Annotated in this window: 13 protein-coding genes and 1 pseudogene; 6 read left to right on the top strand and 8 right to left on the bottom strand. The window is 73.7% G+C overall.

Annotated elements, in window-relative coordinates; all coding sequences use genetic code 11:
• Positions 1 to 67 precede the first annotated feature (67 nt).
• Positions 68 to 1,453: an MFS transporter gene (locus KCH_RS27690; protein ID WP_084223958.1), complete on the bottom strand. Its 1,386-nt coding sequence runs from the start codon at positions 1,451 to 1,453 to the stop codon at positions 68 to 70.
• Positions 1,454 to 1,586: 133 nt separating this feature from the next.
• Between KCH_RS27690 and KCH_RS27695 the strand changes: the two genes are divergently transcribed.
• Positions 1,587 to 2,438, top strand: coding sequence for a helix-turn-helix transcriptional regulator (locus tag KCH_RS27695; protein ID WP_341865418.1), 852 nt, complete (start codon positions 1,587 to 1,589; stop codon positions 2,436 to 2,438).
• Between the two features lie 18 nt (positions 2,439 to 2,456).
• Here the strand turns inward: KCH_RS27695 and KCH_RS27700 are convergent, their stop codons facing one another.
• Positions 2,457 to 3,050, bottom strand: coding sequence for a TetR/AcrR family transcriptional regulator (locus KCH_RS27700; RefSeq protein ID WP_035867468.1), 594 nt, complete (start codon positions 3,048 to 3,050; stop codon positions 2,457 to 2,459).
• Between the two features lie 125 nt (positions 3,051 to 3,175).
• On the opposite strand from KCH_RS27700, the gene KCH_RS27705 reads away from it, so the two are divergent.
• Positions 3,176 to 3,823 carry a peroxiredoxin-like family protein gene (locus tag KCH_RS27705; RefSeq protein WP_035867471.1) on the top strand — a complete coding sequence of 216 codons (648 nt, stop codon included), beginning with the start codon at positions 3,176 to 3,178 and terminating at the stop codon, positions 3,821 to 3,823.
• Positions 3,824 to 4,075: 252 nt separating this feature from the next.
• Here KCH_RS27705 and KCH_RS27710 read toward each other — a convergent pair whose 3' ends face one another.
• Positions 4,076 to 4,846, bottom strand: a complete 771-nt coding sequence (locus tag KCH_RS27710) for a helix-turn-helix domain-containing protein (RefSeq protein WP_035867473.1) — start codon at positions 4,844 to 4,846, stop codon at positions 4,076 to 4,078.
• A gap of 414 nt (positions 4,847 to 5,260) precedes the next feature.
• Here KCH_RS27710 and KCH_RS27715 point away from each other — a divergent pair, with 414 nt between their 5' ends.
• The 4 genes and pseudogenes from KCH_RS27715 to KCH_RS27730 all read left to right on the top strand — a co-directional run bounded on the left by KCH_RS27715 (position 5,261) and on the right by KCH_RS27730 (position 9,218).
• Complete coding sequence (locus KCH_RS27715; RefSeq protein ID WP_035867475.1) at positions 5,261 to 6,058, top strand: TIGR03084 family metal-binding protein; 798 nt, start codon at positions 5,261 to 5,263, stop codon at positions 6,056 to 6,058.
• Positions 6,059 to 6,135: 77 nt separating this feature from the next.
• Entirely contained in the window at positions 6,136 to 7,431 is a 1,296-nt protein-coding gene (locus KCH_RS27720) for an ABC1 kinase family protein (protein ID WP_035867477.1), read from the top strand.
• A gap of 20 nt (positions 7,432 to 7,451) precedes the next feature.
• A pseudogene (locus KCH_RS27725) lies at positions 7,452 to 8,431 on the top strand (NAD-dependent epimerase/dehydratase family protein).
• An 85-nt stretch (positions 8,432 to 8,516) separates the two neighbouring features.
• Positions 8,517 to 9,218 carry a maleylpyruvate isomerase family mycothiol-dependent enzyme gene (locus KCH_RS27730; protein WP_167574129.1) on the top strand — a complete coding sequence of 234 codons (702 nt, stop codon included), beginning with the start codon at positions 8,517 to 8,519 and terminating at the stop codon, positions 9,216 to 9,218.
• 80 nt (positions 9,219 to 9,298) lie between these two features.
• Here KCH_RS27730 and KCH_RS27735 read toward each other — a convergent pair whose 3' ends face one another.
• From KCH_RS27735 to KCH_RS27755, 5 genes are all read right to left on the bottom strand, one after another.
• The gene (locus tag KCH_RS27735) at positions 9,299 to 10,045 is read right to left on the bottom strand and encodes a helix-turn-helix transcriptional regulator (RefSeq protein ID WP_244305459.1); all 747 of its coding nucleotides are present in this window, start codon (positions 10,043 to 10,045) and stop codon (positions 9,299 to 9,301) included.
• Between the two features lie 273 nt (positions 10,046 to 10,318).
• Entirely contained in the window at positions 10,319 to 11,365 is a 1,047-nt protein-coding gene (locus KCH_RS27740; RefSeq protein ID WP_035867479.1) for a carboxymuconolactone decarboxylase family protein, read from the bottom strand.
• Between the two features lie 311 nt (positions 11,366 to 11,676).
• On the bottom strand, positions 11,677 to 12,555 hold the full coding sequence (locus KCH_RS27745) for an SDR family NAD(P)-dependent oxidoreductase (RefSeq protein WP_035867482.1): 879 nt from the start codon (positions 12,553 to 12,555) through the stop codon (positions 11,677 to 11,679).
• The gene (locus tag KCH_RS27750) at positions 12,552 to 13,187 is read right to left on the bottom strand and encodes a carboxymuconolactone decarboxylase family protein (protein WP_035867484.1); all 636 of its coding nucleotides are present in this window, start codon (positions 13,185 to 13,187) and stop codon (positions 12,552 to 12,554) included. Before KCH_RS27750 ends, KCH_RS27745 begins: the two co-directional genes overlap by 4 nt.
• A 252-nt stretch (positions 13,188 to 13,439) precedes the next feature.
• Entirely contained in the window at positions 13,440 to 14,987 is a 1,548-nt protein-coding gene (locus KCH_RS27755; protein WP_035867486.1) for a GMC family oxidoreductase, read from the bottom strand.
• Positions 14,988 to 15,212: the final 225 nt, after the last annotated feature.

Genomic DNA, 15,212 nt, shown 5'->3' on the forward strand with positions numbered 1-15,212 from the left:
AATCCCGGGGATGAATCCGGACCTCTTCTCCGTGGGTGCTATGTTCGGCGGCCGGGCCGCCGAACGGTCAGCGGGTGGCCGCCTGCTCGCCGACCTCGACCTTCGGGGCGGCAGCGGGCGCGGGCTGCGCCTCCGCGCGGGCCCGCAGGCCGAACCAGATCAGGGCCACCGCGAGCAGCGTGACGACCACGTCGACGGCCAGCGACAGCCGGATGCCGTCCAGCTGCACGGCGCGGGAGGCCGCGACGGCGCTGAGGATCGGGATGCCGATGGTGGCGGCCACCTGCTGGCTGAGCGCGGCGAGGCCGGTGGCCAGGCCCTGCTCGGAGTCCGGCAGGCCGGAGGTCGCGGTCACGGTGTAGGCGACGATCGAGGTGACGTGGCCGAAGAAGCTGATGAACAGGGCGGGCAGCAGCACCGCCAGCATCACCCGGTCGGTGCCGAGCAGGATCAGCGGCGCGGTGGCGAGGCCCTGCACCGCCAGGCCGACGGTCAGCACGGTGCGGGTGCCGAAGCGGCCGATCGCCTTGCCCGCGATGACGCCGGCGGCGACGGCGGCGAGGCCGGGGACGCCGAAGATCAGGCCGGTGGTCAGCGGCGCGTAGTGCAGCACGTCCTGCAGGTACAGCGTCATGAGGAAGATCAGCGCGCTCTCCATGGAGAACACGACGAGGCCGGCGAAGTTGCCCCACTTGACGGTCGGGCGCTTGAGGATGCGCACCGAGGCGAGCGGCGCGGGGGCGCGCAGCTCGATCACCCAGAAGACGCCGAGCAGCAGCACGCCGGCGGCGGCGATCAGGATGTTCTTGTCGATGATGCCGTAGGTGAAGGCGAGCAGGCCGGCCGTCACCGAGACGGCGCCGGGCACGTCGAGCCGGACCTTCTCGGGGGCGCGGCTGTCGGCGATCAGCCGGGGGGTCGCGATCAGGATGGCGACCGCCACCGGGACGTTGATCAGGAACGCCCAGCGCCAGCTGAGCAGGCCGACCAGGGTGCCGCCGACCAGCGCGCCGACGGTGAAGCCGCCGGAGAGCAGCGCGCCGTTCAGGCCGAGCACCCGCTCGCGCATGGCGCCCTCGGAGAACGAGGTGGTCAGCAGGGAGAGCGCCGCGGGGGCGGCCATCGCGGTCGACAGGCCCTGCAGGACGCGCGCGGTCAGCAGCAGGCTGCCGCTCTCCGCGATCCCGCCGAGCACCGAGGCCACGGTGAGCAGCGTGATGCCCGCGAGGAAGAGCCGGCGGCGGCCGAACAGGTCGGCGATCCGGCCGAACAGCAGGGTGAAGCCGGCGGCCGGCAGCGCGTACGCCGATGCCACCCACGGCAGGTCGTCGGAGGATATCCCGACCCCGGAACCGATCTGGGGGAGTGCGACGTTGAGGATCGAGAAGTCGACGGACAGCATGAACTGCGCGCCCAGCAGCACGAACAGGGTCAGTCTGAGCCGGGTGCTCATGCGGTTCCGAGAGTCGGGAAGCGTGGTCATGCGAGCAAGGGTGGGAGATCGCCCGCCGGGTAGCCAGACACCTGTCGTTCGTCTCACCGCGAAGGCTACGCTTGGCAGTGGGACTTTCAGCATAATGAGCCTCATGGATGAGCTCGGGAAATTCCTCAAGTCCCGTCGGGCCAGGCTCAATCCGGCGGATGCCGGACTCGGATTCTACGGAGAGCGCCGGAGGGTGCCCGGCCTGCGCAGGGAGGAGCTCGCCCAGCTGGCCGGCGTCAGCGTGTCCTACTACGCCCGGCTGGAACAGGGGTTGGGCCAGAACGTCTCCGACGCCGTCCTCGATTCGCTGGCCCGGGCGCTGCGGCTGGACGACACCGAGCACGCCCACCTGGTCGCCCTGGCCCGCCCGAACCGGTCCGCGCCGGGCGGCCGGGCCCGCCGGACGGTCCGTCAACTCCCGGCCGGCTTACAGCGGTTGATGGCGATGATGGGCGACGTGCCGGTGATGGCGATGTCGCCGACCTCGGACGTGCTGGCCTGGAACCCGCTGGCGCGCGCGGTGTTCGGGCAGCAGCACTGGGACGGCCTGCCGAACATGACCCGGATGATCTTCCTCGACCCGCCGACCCGGGCGCTGTTCGTCAACTGGGAGGTCAAGGCCCGCTCGGTGGTCTCGAACCTGCGGATGGTCGCGGCGCGCTTCCCCTCGGACGGCCGGGTGCGCGCCCTGGTCGGCGAACTCCTCGCCGACAGCGGCGAGTTCGCCGCGCTGTGGGAGGACCACTCGGTGGCCAACTGCGACTCCTTCACCAACGTGCTGGACCACCCGCAGGTCGGCGGCCTGACGCTGTACCAGGAGGTGCTGCGGACCGAGGAGCCGGAACTCATGCTGGTGGTCTTCACCGTGGAGCCGGACTCCCCGTCCGCGACGGCGCTGCGCCTGCTCGGCGCACTCGCCGAAGAGCGCGAGGACCGGCGGGTGGCCGTCTCCTGAACGGGAGTTGACGCGCACTCAGACCGGACGCGCCACCGCGTCGACGGCCGCGGCGGCGGTGGCCCGCAGTGCGGCGGCGTCCGCGCCGGCGCGGGAGCGCAGGTTCACGCCGTGCGCCAGCAGGGCCAGGATCTCGGCGGCCGTCTCCGGGTCGGCGCCGTCGGCGAGTTGGCGCTGCCGCTGGGCGGAGACGAGGGCGGCGTGCAGCGCGGAGCGCAGCCGCCGGTGCTGCCGGTCGAGGACGGCCCGCACCTCGGGGTCGCCGTTCTCGCCGCCCGCGTGGGCGTTGGAGACCATGCAGCCCCAGCGGGCGAACTCGCCGGTGCAGCGGGTCTCGACCAGCCGCTCGAAGAACGCGTGGACGGCGGGCAGGCCGCGCCCGTCCTCCTCCAGCGGGCCGAGCAGGGTCCGCGAGCGGTCCCGGGCGTAGCGGTCGAGGGCGGCGCGGTAGAGCTGCTGCTTGCCGCCGAAGGTCGCGTACAGGCTGGAGCGGTTGAGGCCGGTGGCGTCGACGATGTCCTGGATCCCGGTGGCGGCGGCGCCCTGCCGCCAGAACACCCGCATCGCCAGGTCGAGCGCCGTGTCCGGATCGAAGTGCTTGACGTCCGCCATGGTCCACCGTCCCGTTCCTGAACCGATGGTTCCAAGATATCCGGCGCCGCCCTTGACCGGGGGGCCGCGCCGGCCAGTATCTTGGAACAACCGTTCCAGGATAGCCGCGAGAGGGGAACAGCACCGTGAGCGTCAACGCCGAACTGCGCGCCTTCTTCGAGAGCCGTCAGAAGCAACTCCCCGCCGAAGTGCGGGAGGTGATGCAGCGGGCGACCCGCGACCTGGCCGCCTCCGGCCGGGCGGAGCGGGCGCTCGCGGTCGGCGCGAAAGCGCCCTCCTTCACCCTCCCGTCGGCCACCGGTCGCAGCGTCACGCTGGCCGAACTGCTCGCCGACGGCCCGGTGGTGCTGACCTTCTACCGCGGCGCCTGGTGCCCGTACTGCAACATCGCGCTGCGCTCGCTGCAGCAGCACCACGACGCCGTCGCGGCCCGCGGCGCCCGGCTCGTCGCCGTCACCCCGCAGGTCCCGGACGAGTCGCTGACCCAGGCCGAGAAGAACGGGCTGGCCTTCGAGGTGCTGAGCGACCTCGGCTGCGAGACCGCCGCGCGCTACGGCCTCGCCTTCGACCTGCCGGAGGACCTCGCCGCCGCCTACACCCGGGCCGGCATCGACCTGGAGCGCTCCAACGCGGGCCACCCGCGCACCCTGCCGATGCCCGCCACCTATGTCGTCGACCGGGCGGGCACCGTCCGCTGGGCGTTCGTCGACGCCGACTACACCGCCCGCGCCGAGCCGGCCGACATCCTGGCCGCGCTCGACGCGCTGAACTGACGGAACGTCCGATCGACCACGTTCTACCCGCGTTGACCGAGGGGTGCGGGCCGCCCGCTCCCCGGTGTGCGGGCACCCGGCCGGGAACTCCGGCCGGGCGCCCGCGGCGGGGCCAGGCGACGCGGCCCGGCGGGGCGATTCCGGGGTGCGGAAAACCGGCGCCGGGGATTCCGGTCGTGCCCGGACGGTGTCCGGCGCGGCCGGGAAAACCGGTGCGCATTGTGCGCGTGTTCGAGCGGATTCGCGGAGTGACTACCGGGCCCCGGCCCCGGCCCGGGTCAGGCGTCTGCGTCTCGCGCCGTCCAGTTCCGGGAGCGCCAGCAGGATCGGCAGGTCGAGCTGGGTCACCTCGCGCAGCTGCACGTCCGTGCTGTACGCGCGGCCGCCCCGGGTCCGCACCGCCCAGCCCGAGCCGACCAGCCGGGGCGGGCGGATCTGGTGCCGCAGCGAGGCGTCGTCCACGGCCACGGCGGCGGCCCGGATGAACCACAGGCCGTCCGGGACGTGCAGGTGGAACGGGCGGGCCTCGTCCAGGATGTCGCAGGCCTGCGGATAGCCCTCCATGATCGGCGTGTTGAACGCGCCCACGTACACCCGGACCGGGCCGACCTCGGACGGGAAGTAGAGCTGCCCGGTCACCGAGGACAGGCCGTGGCCGGTCCGGGCGGCCGGCGGGACGAGCGGCGGCAGGTCGTCCTCCTGGGCCAGCGAGCGGTAGCGGGTCGGCGAGACCCCGACGCTGCGGGTGAAGCGGCTGGTGAAGGTGCCCAGGCTGTTGTAGCCCACCCGGTAGGTGATGTCGGTGACGCTGTCCGGGGTTTCCAGCAAATGCCGCTTGGCCATGAAGATCCGAATCGCAGTGAGGAACCGCCCGGGCGAGGTCCCGGTCAGCTGATTGAACATCCTGGAGTAATGGAATTTGCTGTAGGAGGCATCTTCCGCCAGTTGTTCCAGCGAAATCGGATCCGCGTGGTACCGCCACATCGTGTCAATACTCTGCTCTATTGCCGCCGCAATCGACATTCGGATATCCCTCACCTGGGCTCGTTGGTGTCCGGTCGCCTTGCCTTGGATCGGTGGTCCCGTTCGGATCTTTCGCGGAGTCCCGGTCCGGCCCGCCCCGGCGCGGGGGCGGGCGGCCCGGCGGCTCCCTATCTGGCGTGATGCTCCCGTGCCCGCCGGGACCCGACCGGGCGGCACGCCTCGGCCGGGGTTCGGCGCAGACACATCGTTTTGCCAAAGGGAGACTCTCGCACCTTCTGGATTGCGGTTTGGGCCGAGTATCGGAAATCAGCCACCGGCGGTGGCGGTCGTACGTCCCTGAACGGTCGGCGGCGGGGTCGGGCGGCACGCATGGAGAAGCCCGCCCCGGGGCCGCCCCGGAAAATGAACGCGGGATCGGATTGAACGCGCTTCACCGGGGAAGGGAATGCCAACATGGCCGCAATGCAGGACGTCTGTGTCGACCTGGCGACGGAAGGAACCGCACTCGCCCGGCTGGTGGCCGGCCTGTCGCCCGGCGAGTGGCGCGCGCCGACCCCGGCTCCGGGCTGGACGGTCCGGCACCAGGTCGCGCACCTCGCGCAGGTGAGCCGCCTGATCGACCTCGGGGTGCGCGACCCGGCCGCCTTCGAGGCCGCCACCGCGCCCGTCCGGGAGGACTTCGAGGCCGGCATGGCGGCCGGCCTCGCCGACCGCCTCGCCGAGCCCGTCCCCGAACTGCTCCGGCACTGGGACGAGTGGCGCGCCGCCGCCGGGAAGGGCCTCGCCGCCACGCCCCGGCGCGACCCGGTGCCCTGGCTGGCCGGGCCGCTGCCCGCCGGCGTGCTCGCCGCCGTCGGGCTGATGGAGCTCTTCGCGCACGGCCAGGACGTCCACGAGGCGCTGGGCGCCCCGTACGCCTTCACCGACCGGATCGGGCACATCGCCTTCCTCGGTACCCGGACCAGGGACCTCGCCTACCGGGCCCGCGGCCTGCGGCCGCCCGCCGAGCCGTTCCGGTTCGAGCTGACCGCCCCGTCCGGCACCGTCTGGACGTTCGGCCCGGACGACGCCGAACAGCGCATCTCCGGCCCCGCCGCCGACTTCTGCCTGCTCGTCACCCGCCGCCGGCACCGCGACGACCTCGCGCTGACCGCCGCCGGCGCCGCCGCCGACCACTGGCTGGACATCGCGCAGACCTACCTCGGCACCCCCGGCGCCGGGCCCCGCCGGATTGGGCAATCTCGCGTATAGAGAGCCCGGTCGGCGGCCTGGTTTCCTCGCAGTCGGGCCGGTCCGGCCCACCCCGCCACGAGGGACCTGGAGGTACCGTGCCGGAACGACGGACACATGGGTGGCTGCTGCTCGGACGGGCCTGCGCCACCGCGTCGATCATCACCGGGCACCTGATCGCCGCCCTGCCGCAGCTGCTCACCCGCGGCGGCCGGGCCCGGCTGGCCGACCGGGCGCCGCGGCTGCTGACCGCGCTCGGCCCGTTCTTCGTCAAGGCCGGGCAGCTGGTCAGCACCCGCCGCGACCTGCTCCCCGAGCGCTGGTGCGACGCGCTCGCCGAACTCGCCGACGAGGTGCGGCCGCCGCGCCGCGCCGCGGTGGCCCGCACCCTCGCCGCCGCCGGACTCGCCGACGCCTTCGCCGAGTTCGAGTGGGAGCCGGTGGCGTGCGGCAGCATCGCCAGCGTCCACCGGGCCCGGCTCGCCGACGGCACCGAGGTCGCCGTCAAGGTGCAGCGCGACGGCATCCGGCCGGTGCTGGAGGCCGACCTGCGGCTCGCGCTGCTCGGCGCCCGGGTCGGCCGGATCCTGCCCGGCATGCGCGACCTGCCCGCCGAGGAGATGATCGGCCAGCTCGGCTCCGCCGTCCTGCACCAGCTCGACTTCGCCGCCGAGCGCGACTCCCTGCTGCTGCTGCGCGCCAACCTCGGCGCCCACACCGACCTGCGGATCCCGGCCCCGGTCGAGGAGTTCTGCCGGCCCGGCGTGCTCACCATGGAGTTCGTCCCCGACCTCGGCCGCTTCCGCCCGCTCGGCATGACCCTGGAGCGCCGCCAGGAGGTGGTCCGCGACGTGCTGCGGGCCGTCTACCGGATGCTGTTCGTCGACGGCCTGGTCCACTGCGACCTGCACCCCGGCAACCTGTGCCTGGACGCCGACGGCCGGGTGGTGGTGCTGGACGCCGGGTTCGTGGTGCGGCTGCCCGACCCGGTCCGGCGCTCCTTCGCCGGGTTCTTCCTCAACATGGCGCAGGGCAACGGCCCCAAGTGCGCCGACATCGTGCTGGAGAGCGCGGCCCGGCTGCCCGAGGGCCTGGACCGGGAGGGCTTCCGGGCCGCCGTGACGGAACTGGTCGACGAGGCCTTCGGGGCGCTCTCCAAGGACTTCGAGCTCGGCGCGTTCGCCCCCCGCCTGTTCAAGCTCCAGCGCGACTTCGGGGTGTTCGCCGCCGCCGAGTTCGCGTTCCCGCTGCTGTCGCTGCTGGTGCTGGAAGGGATGATCAAGGAGTTCGACTCCGAGGTCGACTTCCAGGCCGAGGCCGTCCCGGTGCTGATGGCCTCGTTCGCCAAGGACGTCCAGGTGGACGCCGCGGCCGCCCCGCGGGGCCGGGCGTGAACGCCGGCCCGCTGGTCGCGGTGACCGGCGGCACCGGCTTCCTCGGCTCGCACACCGTCGCCGCGCTCGCCGCCGCCGGCGCCCGGGTGCGGCTGCTGGTCCGCGACCCCGCCCGGGTCGCCCCGCGCTCGGCCCGCTCGGCGCCGACCCGGACGCCGTGCGCACCGTCGTCGGCGACGTCACCGACCCGGACGCGGCCCGCCGGGTCTGCGCGGGCGCGGACGCGGTCGTCCACCTCGCCTCCGTGTACTCCTTCGACCGGCGGCGCCGCGCGGACATCGCCCGCACCAACGTGCGCGGCACCGAGACGCTGCTGCGGGCCGCCGTCGACTCCGGCGCCGGCGCGGTGCTGCACGTGTCCACCATCGGCGCGCTGATCCCCAGCGCCGAACCGCAGCTGCACCCGGGCAGCGCCGTGGGCCGGCCGGCCGAGCCGTACCTGGCCAGCAAGGCCGAGTGCGAGCGGATCGCCCGCCGCCACCGCGCGGAGGGCGCGCCGGTCCGGATCGCCTACCCGCCCGCCCTGCTCGGCCCGCACGACCCCGGGCTCGGCGACCAGACCGGCCGGCTCCGCGACACCCTGCGCGGCCTGATGCCGCTCTGGCCCACCGGCGGCTTCCCGCTCGGCGACGTCCGCGACACCGCCGCCGTGCTGGCCCGGCTCGCCGCCGCGCCGGCCCCCGGCACCCCGGACCGGGTCTTCACCCCCAGCCGCTACCTCGGCACCGCCGACTACCTGGCGGCCCTGCGCGCCGCCACCGGCCGCGCGCTGCCCGCCGCCCGGCTCCCCGGCCGGGCGATGCTCCCCGCGGCCCGGCTGGCCGACCTGCTGCAGCGCTGGTGGCCCTGGCACATCCCGGCGGAGTACGGCGCGGCCTACACCTGCGTCCACGCCGTGCCCGTCGCCCCGGACGCCGGCGGCGGCCCGGGCCCGCGCCCCGGCCGGTCGAGGAGACGATGGCCGAAACCGTCCACTGGCTTTACCGGGCCGGTTTCCTGACGTACCGTCAGGCCGGCGCCGCGGCCGAACGGACCGGATCGTGACGGCGGCACCGCACCGCACCCCCCACCCCGAGGAGACCCCCGTGACAGCGGCACCGACCCCGCACGACCCGACCGAGCAGCTCGCGGCCTACCGGCGCAGCCGGGAGGCGATAGCGGCCCTGGCCGCCGCCCTGCCGGACCCGGCCGCCGTCGAGGTGCCCGCCTGCCCGGACTGGACCGTGCGGGACCTGATCGGCCACCTGGTGCACATCAACGAGTCGTTCGTCGCCCTGGAGGACAGCCAGATCGACCTGGCCCCGGCGGCCGGCCTCGGCACCGAGGAACTGCTCGCCCGCTGGGCCGAGTTGGACGCGGAACTGCCCGCGGCGCTGGAGCGCAGCCCGGAGCTGCGCCGGCGGATCCTGCTGCTCGACGTGTTCTCGCACGAACTCGACCTGCGGCTGCGGCTGGACGCCCCCGTCGAGCCGACCGCGCACCCGGCCTTCGACGGCTCGCTGGACCTGTCCACGATGGGCTTCGGCCTGGCCGTGCACGGCGGCGGGCTGCCCGCGCTGCGGATCGAGACCCCCGAGCGGTCCTGGGTGGTCGGCGAGGGTGACCCCGCGGCGACCGTCCGCGGCTCCGCGGTGGACGTGTTCCGGTCGCTGACCGGCCGCCGCACCCGGCCGCAGATCGAGGGCCTGGAGTGGACCGGGGAGCCGGCCGGGAAGTGGGCGGACGCCTTCGCCTGGGGGCCGTTCACGCCGCCCGCGGCCGAGGTGGAGCCGCTCGCCGGACGCTGAGCGGGCGCGGCGACGGCGAGAACGGCGAAGGGGCGGGACCGCGGCTCAGCGGTCCCGCCCCTTCGCCGTGCGGCGGCCCCTCACGTCCCGGTCAGCGAGGGCACGCGCACCGGGACGGCGTCCGGGGCGAACCGCTGCGGCGAGTCGAGCCCCGGCAGGGCCAGCAGGATCGGCAGGTCCAGCGCGGTGAGCTGACGGGCCGCCAGCCGCACCGGCGGATTCTCGTGGCCGTGACGGACCGTCAACTCCGGTCCGGAGGCCACCAGCAGCGGGCGCCGCTCCCACGGCGGGGCCGGGAAGTCGCTCGCGGCGACCACCGCCGCCCGGATGAACCACACGCCCTCGGGCACGCACAGCGTGAACGGGCCGGACCCGTCCAGGATCTCGCAGGCGACGGGACGGCCCTGCACGATCGGCTCGCGGAACGCGCCGACGTAGATCCGCACCGGGCGGCCGAGCTCCGGCGACCGGATGCTGCCGTGCACCGCACAGGTGCGGCGGCCGTCCGCGTGCGCGGTACCGGTGCGCTCGGTCAGGCCGGCCCGGGCCAGCGCCCGGTAGCGGGCGGGGGAGAGGCTGACGCTGCGGGTGAAGCGGCTGGTGAACGTGCCGAGGCTGTTGTAGCCCACGCGGTAGGAGATCTCGGTGACGCTGAGGTCGGTTTCCAGCAGCATGGTCTTCGCCTGGTGCAGGCGGACGGCGGAAAGGAAACGCCCCGGCGACGTGCCGGTGAGATTGCGGAAGACCCGGGAGAAGTAGAACTTGCTGAGGATCGCGGTGTTCGCGATCTCGTCGAGCGAGAGCGGCTCCTCGTATCTGTCCCACATGGTCGATATCGCGCGTTCGACAGCGATCTGCACAGCGTCTCTCCAATGTCGTCGATGAATCGGAGGCGGTTCCCGGGGAATTCCGGGAGCCTCCGTCATTTCTCCTCGAACTGGGCCGAGCCGTTTTGCGGAGGCGAATCGGGGTGTGCGGAAACCGGTGGAAAGCGCGCGTCTTTCGGCGCACGGCGGAATGAACCGGGAATCGGGGCGCGCCGGAACACCGGCGGGCGGCCCCGGAAAGGAGATCCGGGGCCGGGGCGGAAACCGGGGGAATCAGTCGTCGGACAGGAGGTGGCGGACCCGCCGCAGGGCTGCCCGCTGGCTCGCCCAGGAGCAGGCCGCCAGGATCTCCCGGTCGCCCGCGCCGGCCTGCCGGGCGGCACCGACCACCCGCTCGTCGACCCGGTAGGAGGCGAGCGCGGTGAGCAGTGCGAGCTCGCCCAACGGGCGCTCGTCAGGGGGCAGTTCGTTCAGCGGCGCGTCCAGCCAGGCCCGGCCGAGGCCGGGGTCGGCGCCGTCCCAGCGGGACAGCGCGCCCGCGACCGCCGCCCGGACCGCCTCGGGCAGCAGGGCGGCGCCGACCCGCTCGACGGCGGCCGTGCTGCGGGCCAGCGCCTCGGCGATCCGCGGGTCGGCGGCGGCCCAGTCCAGGTCGGCCGGCAGCGGGGCCGGCGGCAGCAGCGACAGCGAGGCGCCCGGCGCGGTCGCCGCGCGGGCGGAGGAGCGCATCAGGCCGATCAGCACCCGCAGCACCGGCCCGATCGCCTTGGCCGGGGCGTTCGGCGGCAGCGGCCGCGGGCCCAGGAAGACGTTGACCACGCGGTTCAGGTAGTGCAGGCAGAGCGCCGTCCCGGCGAGCTCCGGGAGCAGCTCGGGCTCGAACGGCGGCTTGCCCCCGCCGGCGATCCACGCCGACAGCTCCTCGGCGGCCGGCCCGGCCGGCCCGGCCGCCCCGGTGCGCCGGCGCGGCAGCGGCCGCAGCGACAGCGAGTCGTGCATGGTGCTGTGCATGGTCGTGCAGAACGGGCACTCGTTGCCGGCCGACACGGCGGCCGCCACCGCCTCCTTGGCCGCCCGCGGGGCGCGGCCGTCGGCGAGCATCGTCTCGCGCAGCGTCGTCCAGGACGCGGCCAGCAGCTCGGGGACCGGCGCGTGCAGCGCCACCGGCGGGGCCAGCACCCCGAAGTCGCGTTCCAGCTCCCGGTAGATCCGGGCGGTGTCGCCGGCGGCCTCGCCGAACGACACCGTCGCCACGTGCCGGACCTGGATCAGGGACAGGCCCCGCAGCGGCGCCTGGACGAGGCGCCGTCTGCCGCTCACGAGCCCGCTCCGGATCCGCTCACCGGGCCGCCGCGCTGCGCCCCCCGCTCGTCACCCGCAGGCATCCGCGAGTCCTCCCCTTCGGCTCGTCGTGGTGTGCTGTCGGTGCTGCACCCGATCGTGGCATCCGGACCGGGCTCTTCCTTCTCCGTCCTTGCGCTGTGCCCCGGCCGGGGCCGGGGCACAGCGCGGGGCCGAGGGCTTCCGCGGGCGGGCGTGCGGGAGCGCGCACGGCAGGGGCGCCTCCGGGCCCGGGGGCCCGGGAGGCGCCTGCCGCGTCGGCGAGGTCCGAGGGGAATCCTCGGGCATGCCTAGGGAATTGGGAAGAACGCCCGGACGAACCGCTCGAACAGAGCGTCGCCGATCGTCCACCGCATCCGCGGCAGCAGCCGCGACGGCACGCCGATCCGGTAGCGGATCCGCGGGCGTTCGCTGGTGACCGCCTTCTCGATGACCTTGGCCACCGTCTCGGCGCGCACCGCCATCCGGCCCCGGCCGGTGGGGTGGTCGGTCTCCCGGTAGGCGCCGTGCCAGTCGACGAAGTACTTCCAGAAGTCGTCGTACAGGCCGGTCCGTTCCTGCCCGGTCATGCCGAGGTCGGCGACCGACATCGGCACGAACCCGCCGAGCACCGGCGACGGCTCGATCAGCACCACCTTGATGTTGTCCCGGGCCACCTCCAGCCGCAGCGAGTCGCCGACGGCCTCCAGGGCGTGCTTGGTGGCCTGGTAGTAGCCGCGTCCGGGGGTGGCGAACTGGCCGAAGATGGACGACATCATGACGACCCGTCCGCCGCCCTGGGCGCGCATGCCGGGCAGCACCAGCTGGGTCAGCCGGCACAGCCCGAACAGGTTGGTCTCGAACTGGCTGCGCACCTCGTCGATCGGGGTCTCGCCGATGGTGCCGTTGAGGCTGTACGCGGCGTTGTTGATCAGGGTGCCGACGGCGCCGTGCTCGGCGCTGATCTTCTCCACCGCGGCGGTCATCGACTCCTCGTCGTTGACGTCCAGGTGCAGCACCCGGATGCCCTCGGCGGCCAGGTCGGCCAGCGCCTCCGGGCGGCGGGCGGTGGCGTACACCGGCCAGCCGGCCCGGTGCAGCCGCAGCGCGGCGGCCCGGCCGGTGCCCGAGGACATGCCGGTGCTGGAGGAGGCGCCGGTCAGCAGGATCGCCCGCGAGCGCCCGCTCACCTGCCCTCCGCCAGGCGTTCCGCGGAGACCGTGGCTTCCTCCGGCTGGGAGGCGATCCGGCTGCGGGTGACGGAGTTGCCGAGGCCGAGGCCGTCGACCAGGCGGTTGATGAACGCGAACAGGGCCGCGGTGAAGACGGCCTCCAGCATCTCCTCGTTGGTCCAGCCGGCGGCCTCGGTGGCGGCCCAGTCCTCGTCGGTGATCCGGAAGGCGCCGGTGCCGACCTTGGTGACCAGGCGCATCAGCACCTTGGTGCGCTCGTCGATCGGCAGCTCCTCCACCGAGGGCGCGTCCTGGATCGCGTCGGTGAGCTCCTGCGAGCCGCCGAACTGGGCCAGGAACCAGTTGTGGGTGCCGACGCAGTACGGGCAGCCGTTGACCTTGGAGCTCCAGGCGGAGATCATCTCGCGGGTCGCGCGCGGCAGCACCCCGTCGTTGAAGACGCCGCCGTACCCGGCGATCACCACCTCCAGCAGGTCGGGGCGGCTGGAGACCAGCCGGAACATGTCCGGGACGAAGGGGATGCCCATCCGCGACTTGATCGCGTCGTACAGCTCCTTGGTGCGGCCCTCGGCGGCTGCCTCCTCGACCAGCGGGACGCGAACCGTGCTCAACACATTCGGATCGGTCATGGGTGATCGCCCTCCCTTTTCGGCGGTGCGGCCGCCCGGCGGAATTCCCGGGAAATGCCGGGCGAATGCGCGGTATTTCCGGTCGGCGGGCGGCGGCGCGGTTTTTCCCATGGTGGCAGGAATGAGGGTTCGTTCCCGTCTCCCAGATTGCCCTGACCGGGCCGGCCCGCCGCACGCCGACGGCCGCCGCGGTGCGCGGGGCACCGGGCGGCCGTCGGGCCGTGCGGGGTCGGGCGGGTCGGGCGGGCGGTGTCACTCGGCGCGGAGCCAGTCCGCCAGCCGCTCGCCGATCATGATCGAGGTGAGGTTGGTGTTGCAGTTGACGATCTGCGGCATCACCGAGGCGTCGGCGACGTACAGGCCCTCGACGCCGTGCACCCGCAGCCGCTGGTCGACCACCGCGCCCTCGTCCTCGGCGGTGCCCATCCGGGCCGTGCCGACCGGGTGGTAGCCGCTGTCCAGGCTGGTCCGGACGTACTGCTCGACCATCGCGTCCTTCTCGACCAGGCGGTCGCTGAGCACGATGAAGCCGTCGCCGCGGGAGGCGATGCCGGGGTGGTTGGCCAGTTCCCAGCAGGTGCGCACGCCCTCGACCATCTTCTCCAGGTCGCGCTCGGTGGAGAGGAAGTCCAGCTGGATGTCCGGCCCGGCGGCGGGGTCGGTGGAGGCCAGCCGCAGCCGGCCCACCGACTCGGGCTGCTGGTCGACCACCATCACGCCGAAGATCATCGGCGCCTGGGCCAGCATCTGGAGCTCGGGGAAGAGCGTCAGGTCGAAGTGGTTGACCATGTAGTACTGCATGTCGTTGAAGTCCGCGGAGCCCTTGGAGGTGGTCCGCACCATCGACTGCAGGAACGGCACCTGCGCGTCGACCTCGCCGTCCTTGGGGCGCAGGAACACGCCGGTGCGCGGGTGGTCCTGCAGGTGGGCGCCGACGCCGGGGCGGTCGAGCCGCACGTCGACGCCGAGGCGGGTCAGGTCGGCGGCCGGGCCGATGCCCGAACGCATCAGCAGCGTAGGCGAGTTGACCGCGCCGGCGGACAGCACCACCTTGTGCGCGCGCAGCTCCTCGGGGGCCCCGCCGTCCCGCGCGGCCAGCACGCCGGCGGCGCGGTCGCCGTCGAACAGCACCCGGTGGACCAGGACGCCGCCGGCCACCGTCAGGTTGGGGCGGGAGCGCACCTCGGGGGTGAGGTAGGCCATCGCGGTGGAGACCCGGTAGCGCGGGTCGCGGCGGTTGGACGGGATCGGGCCGATGCCGGTCGCCTCGGGGTGGTTGTGGTCGGCGACCTCGGGGAAGCCGGCCGCCAGGCTCGCCTCGGTGAAGGCGGCCTGCATGGGCGTCATCTCGTCCGGGCCGAAGCGGCGGATCGGCACCGGGCCGTCGTTGCCGTGGTAGCGGTCGGAGAAGTCGAGGTCGTCCTCCAGCCGCCGGTAGTACGGCAGCACCTGCTCGTACGTCCAGGCCGGGTTGCCGGCGGCCGCCCACCGCTCGAAGTTCTCCGGGACGCCGCGCAGCGCGATCGTCGCGCCGACCGCCGAGGAGCCGCCGGAGATCTTCCCGCGCGGGAAGATGATGCGCCGACCGTCCAGGATCTCGGCGCGGTAGCGCCAGTCGTGGGCGTGCATCGACATTGCGTTGCCGTCGGTGATTTCGTGCGGGATGTCGGCCCGCTCGGGGAAGTCCGGACCGGCCTCCAGAAGAAGCACGGAACGGCCGGGATCCTCGCTCAGCCGGGCCGCGAGCGCTGCGCCGGCGGAGCCGGACCCGACGACTATCACGTCATACGTGTGCACCATGGATTGAACCTCGCCAGACGGGGATTCGAAGAGTCCGATCTCAGCCGAGTTTCTCAGCGGGCCGGTGCCCGGTCTTCTCCGAGACTGCCCAGTCGCCCACGCGCGGAAATCCCCGTCCGGCGGCCGCCGCGAACCCTGGCAACGTCAGAGAAGCACGCTTTGCGGACCCGGGACATCCTCAAGTGTCAGGTCCGGAGGCGGATAGTCGCGGAATTGTTCGCAGCC

Origin of the sequence: Kitasatospora cheerisanensis KCTC 2395 (genome assembly GCF_000696185.1) — a bacterium.
GTDB classification, from domain to species: Bacteria; Actinomycetota; Actinomycetes; order Streptomycetales; family Streptomycetaceae; genus Kitasatospora; species Kitasatospora cheerisanensis.

Excerpts from the sequence above, each read along its gene's own strand:
- KCH_RS27690 (WP_084223958.1), bottom strand. The coding sequence starts at position 1,453 with ATGAGCACCCGGCTCAGACTGACCCTGTTCGTGCTGCTGGGCGCGCAG.
- KCH_RS27695 (WP_341865418.1), top strand. The coding sequence starts at position 1,587 with ATGGATGAGCTCGGGAAATTCCTCAAGTCCCGTCGGGCCAGGCTCAAT.
- KCH_RS27700 (WP_035867468.1), bottom strand. The coding sequence starts at position 3,050 with ATGGCGGACGTCAAGCACTTCGATCCGGACACGGCGCTCGACCTGGCG.
- KCH_RS27710 (WP_035867473.1), bottom strand. The coding sequence starts at position 4,846 with ATGTCGATTGCGGCGGCAATAGAGCAGAGTATTGACACGATGTGGCGG.
- KCH_RS27715 (WP_035867475.1), top strand. The coding sequence starts at position 5,261 with ATGGCCGCAATGCAGGACGTCTGTGTCGACCTGGCGACGGAAGGAACC.
- KCH_RS27735 (WP_244305459.1), bottom strand. The coding sequence starts at position 10,045 with ATGTGGGACAGATACGAGGAGCCGCTCTCGCTCGACGAGATCGCGAAC.
- KCH_RS27750 (WP_035867484.1), bottom strand. The coding sequence starts at position 13,187 with ATGACCGATCCGAATGTGTTGAGCACGGTTCGCGTCCCGCTGGTCGAG.
- KCH_RS27755 (WP_035867486.1), bottom strand. The coding sequence starts at position 14,987 with ATGGTGCACACGTATGACGTGATAGTCGTCGGGTCCGGCTCCGCCGGC.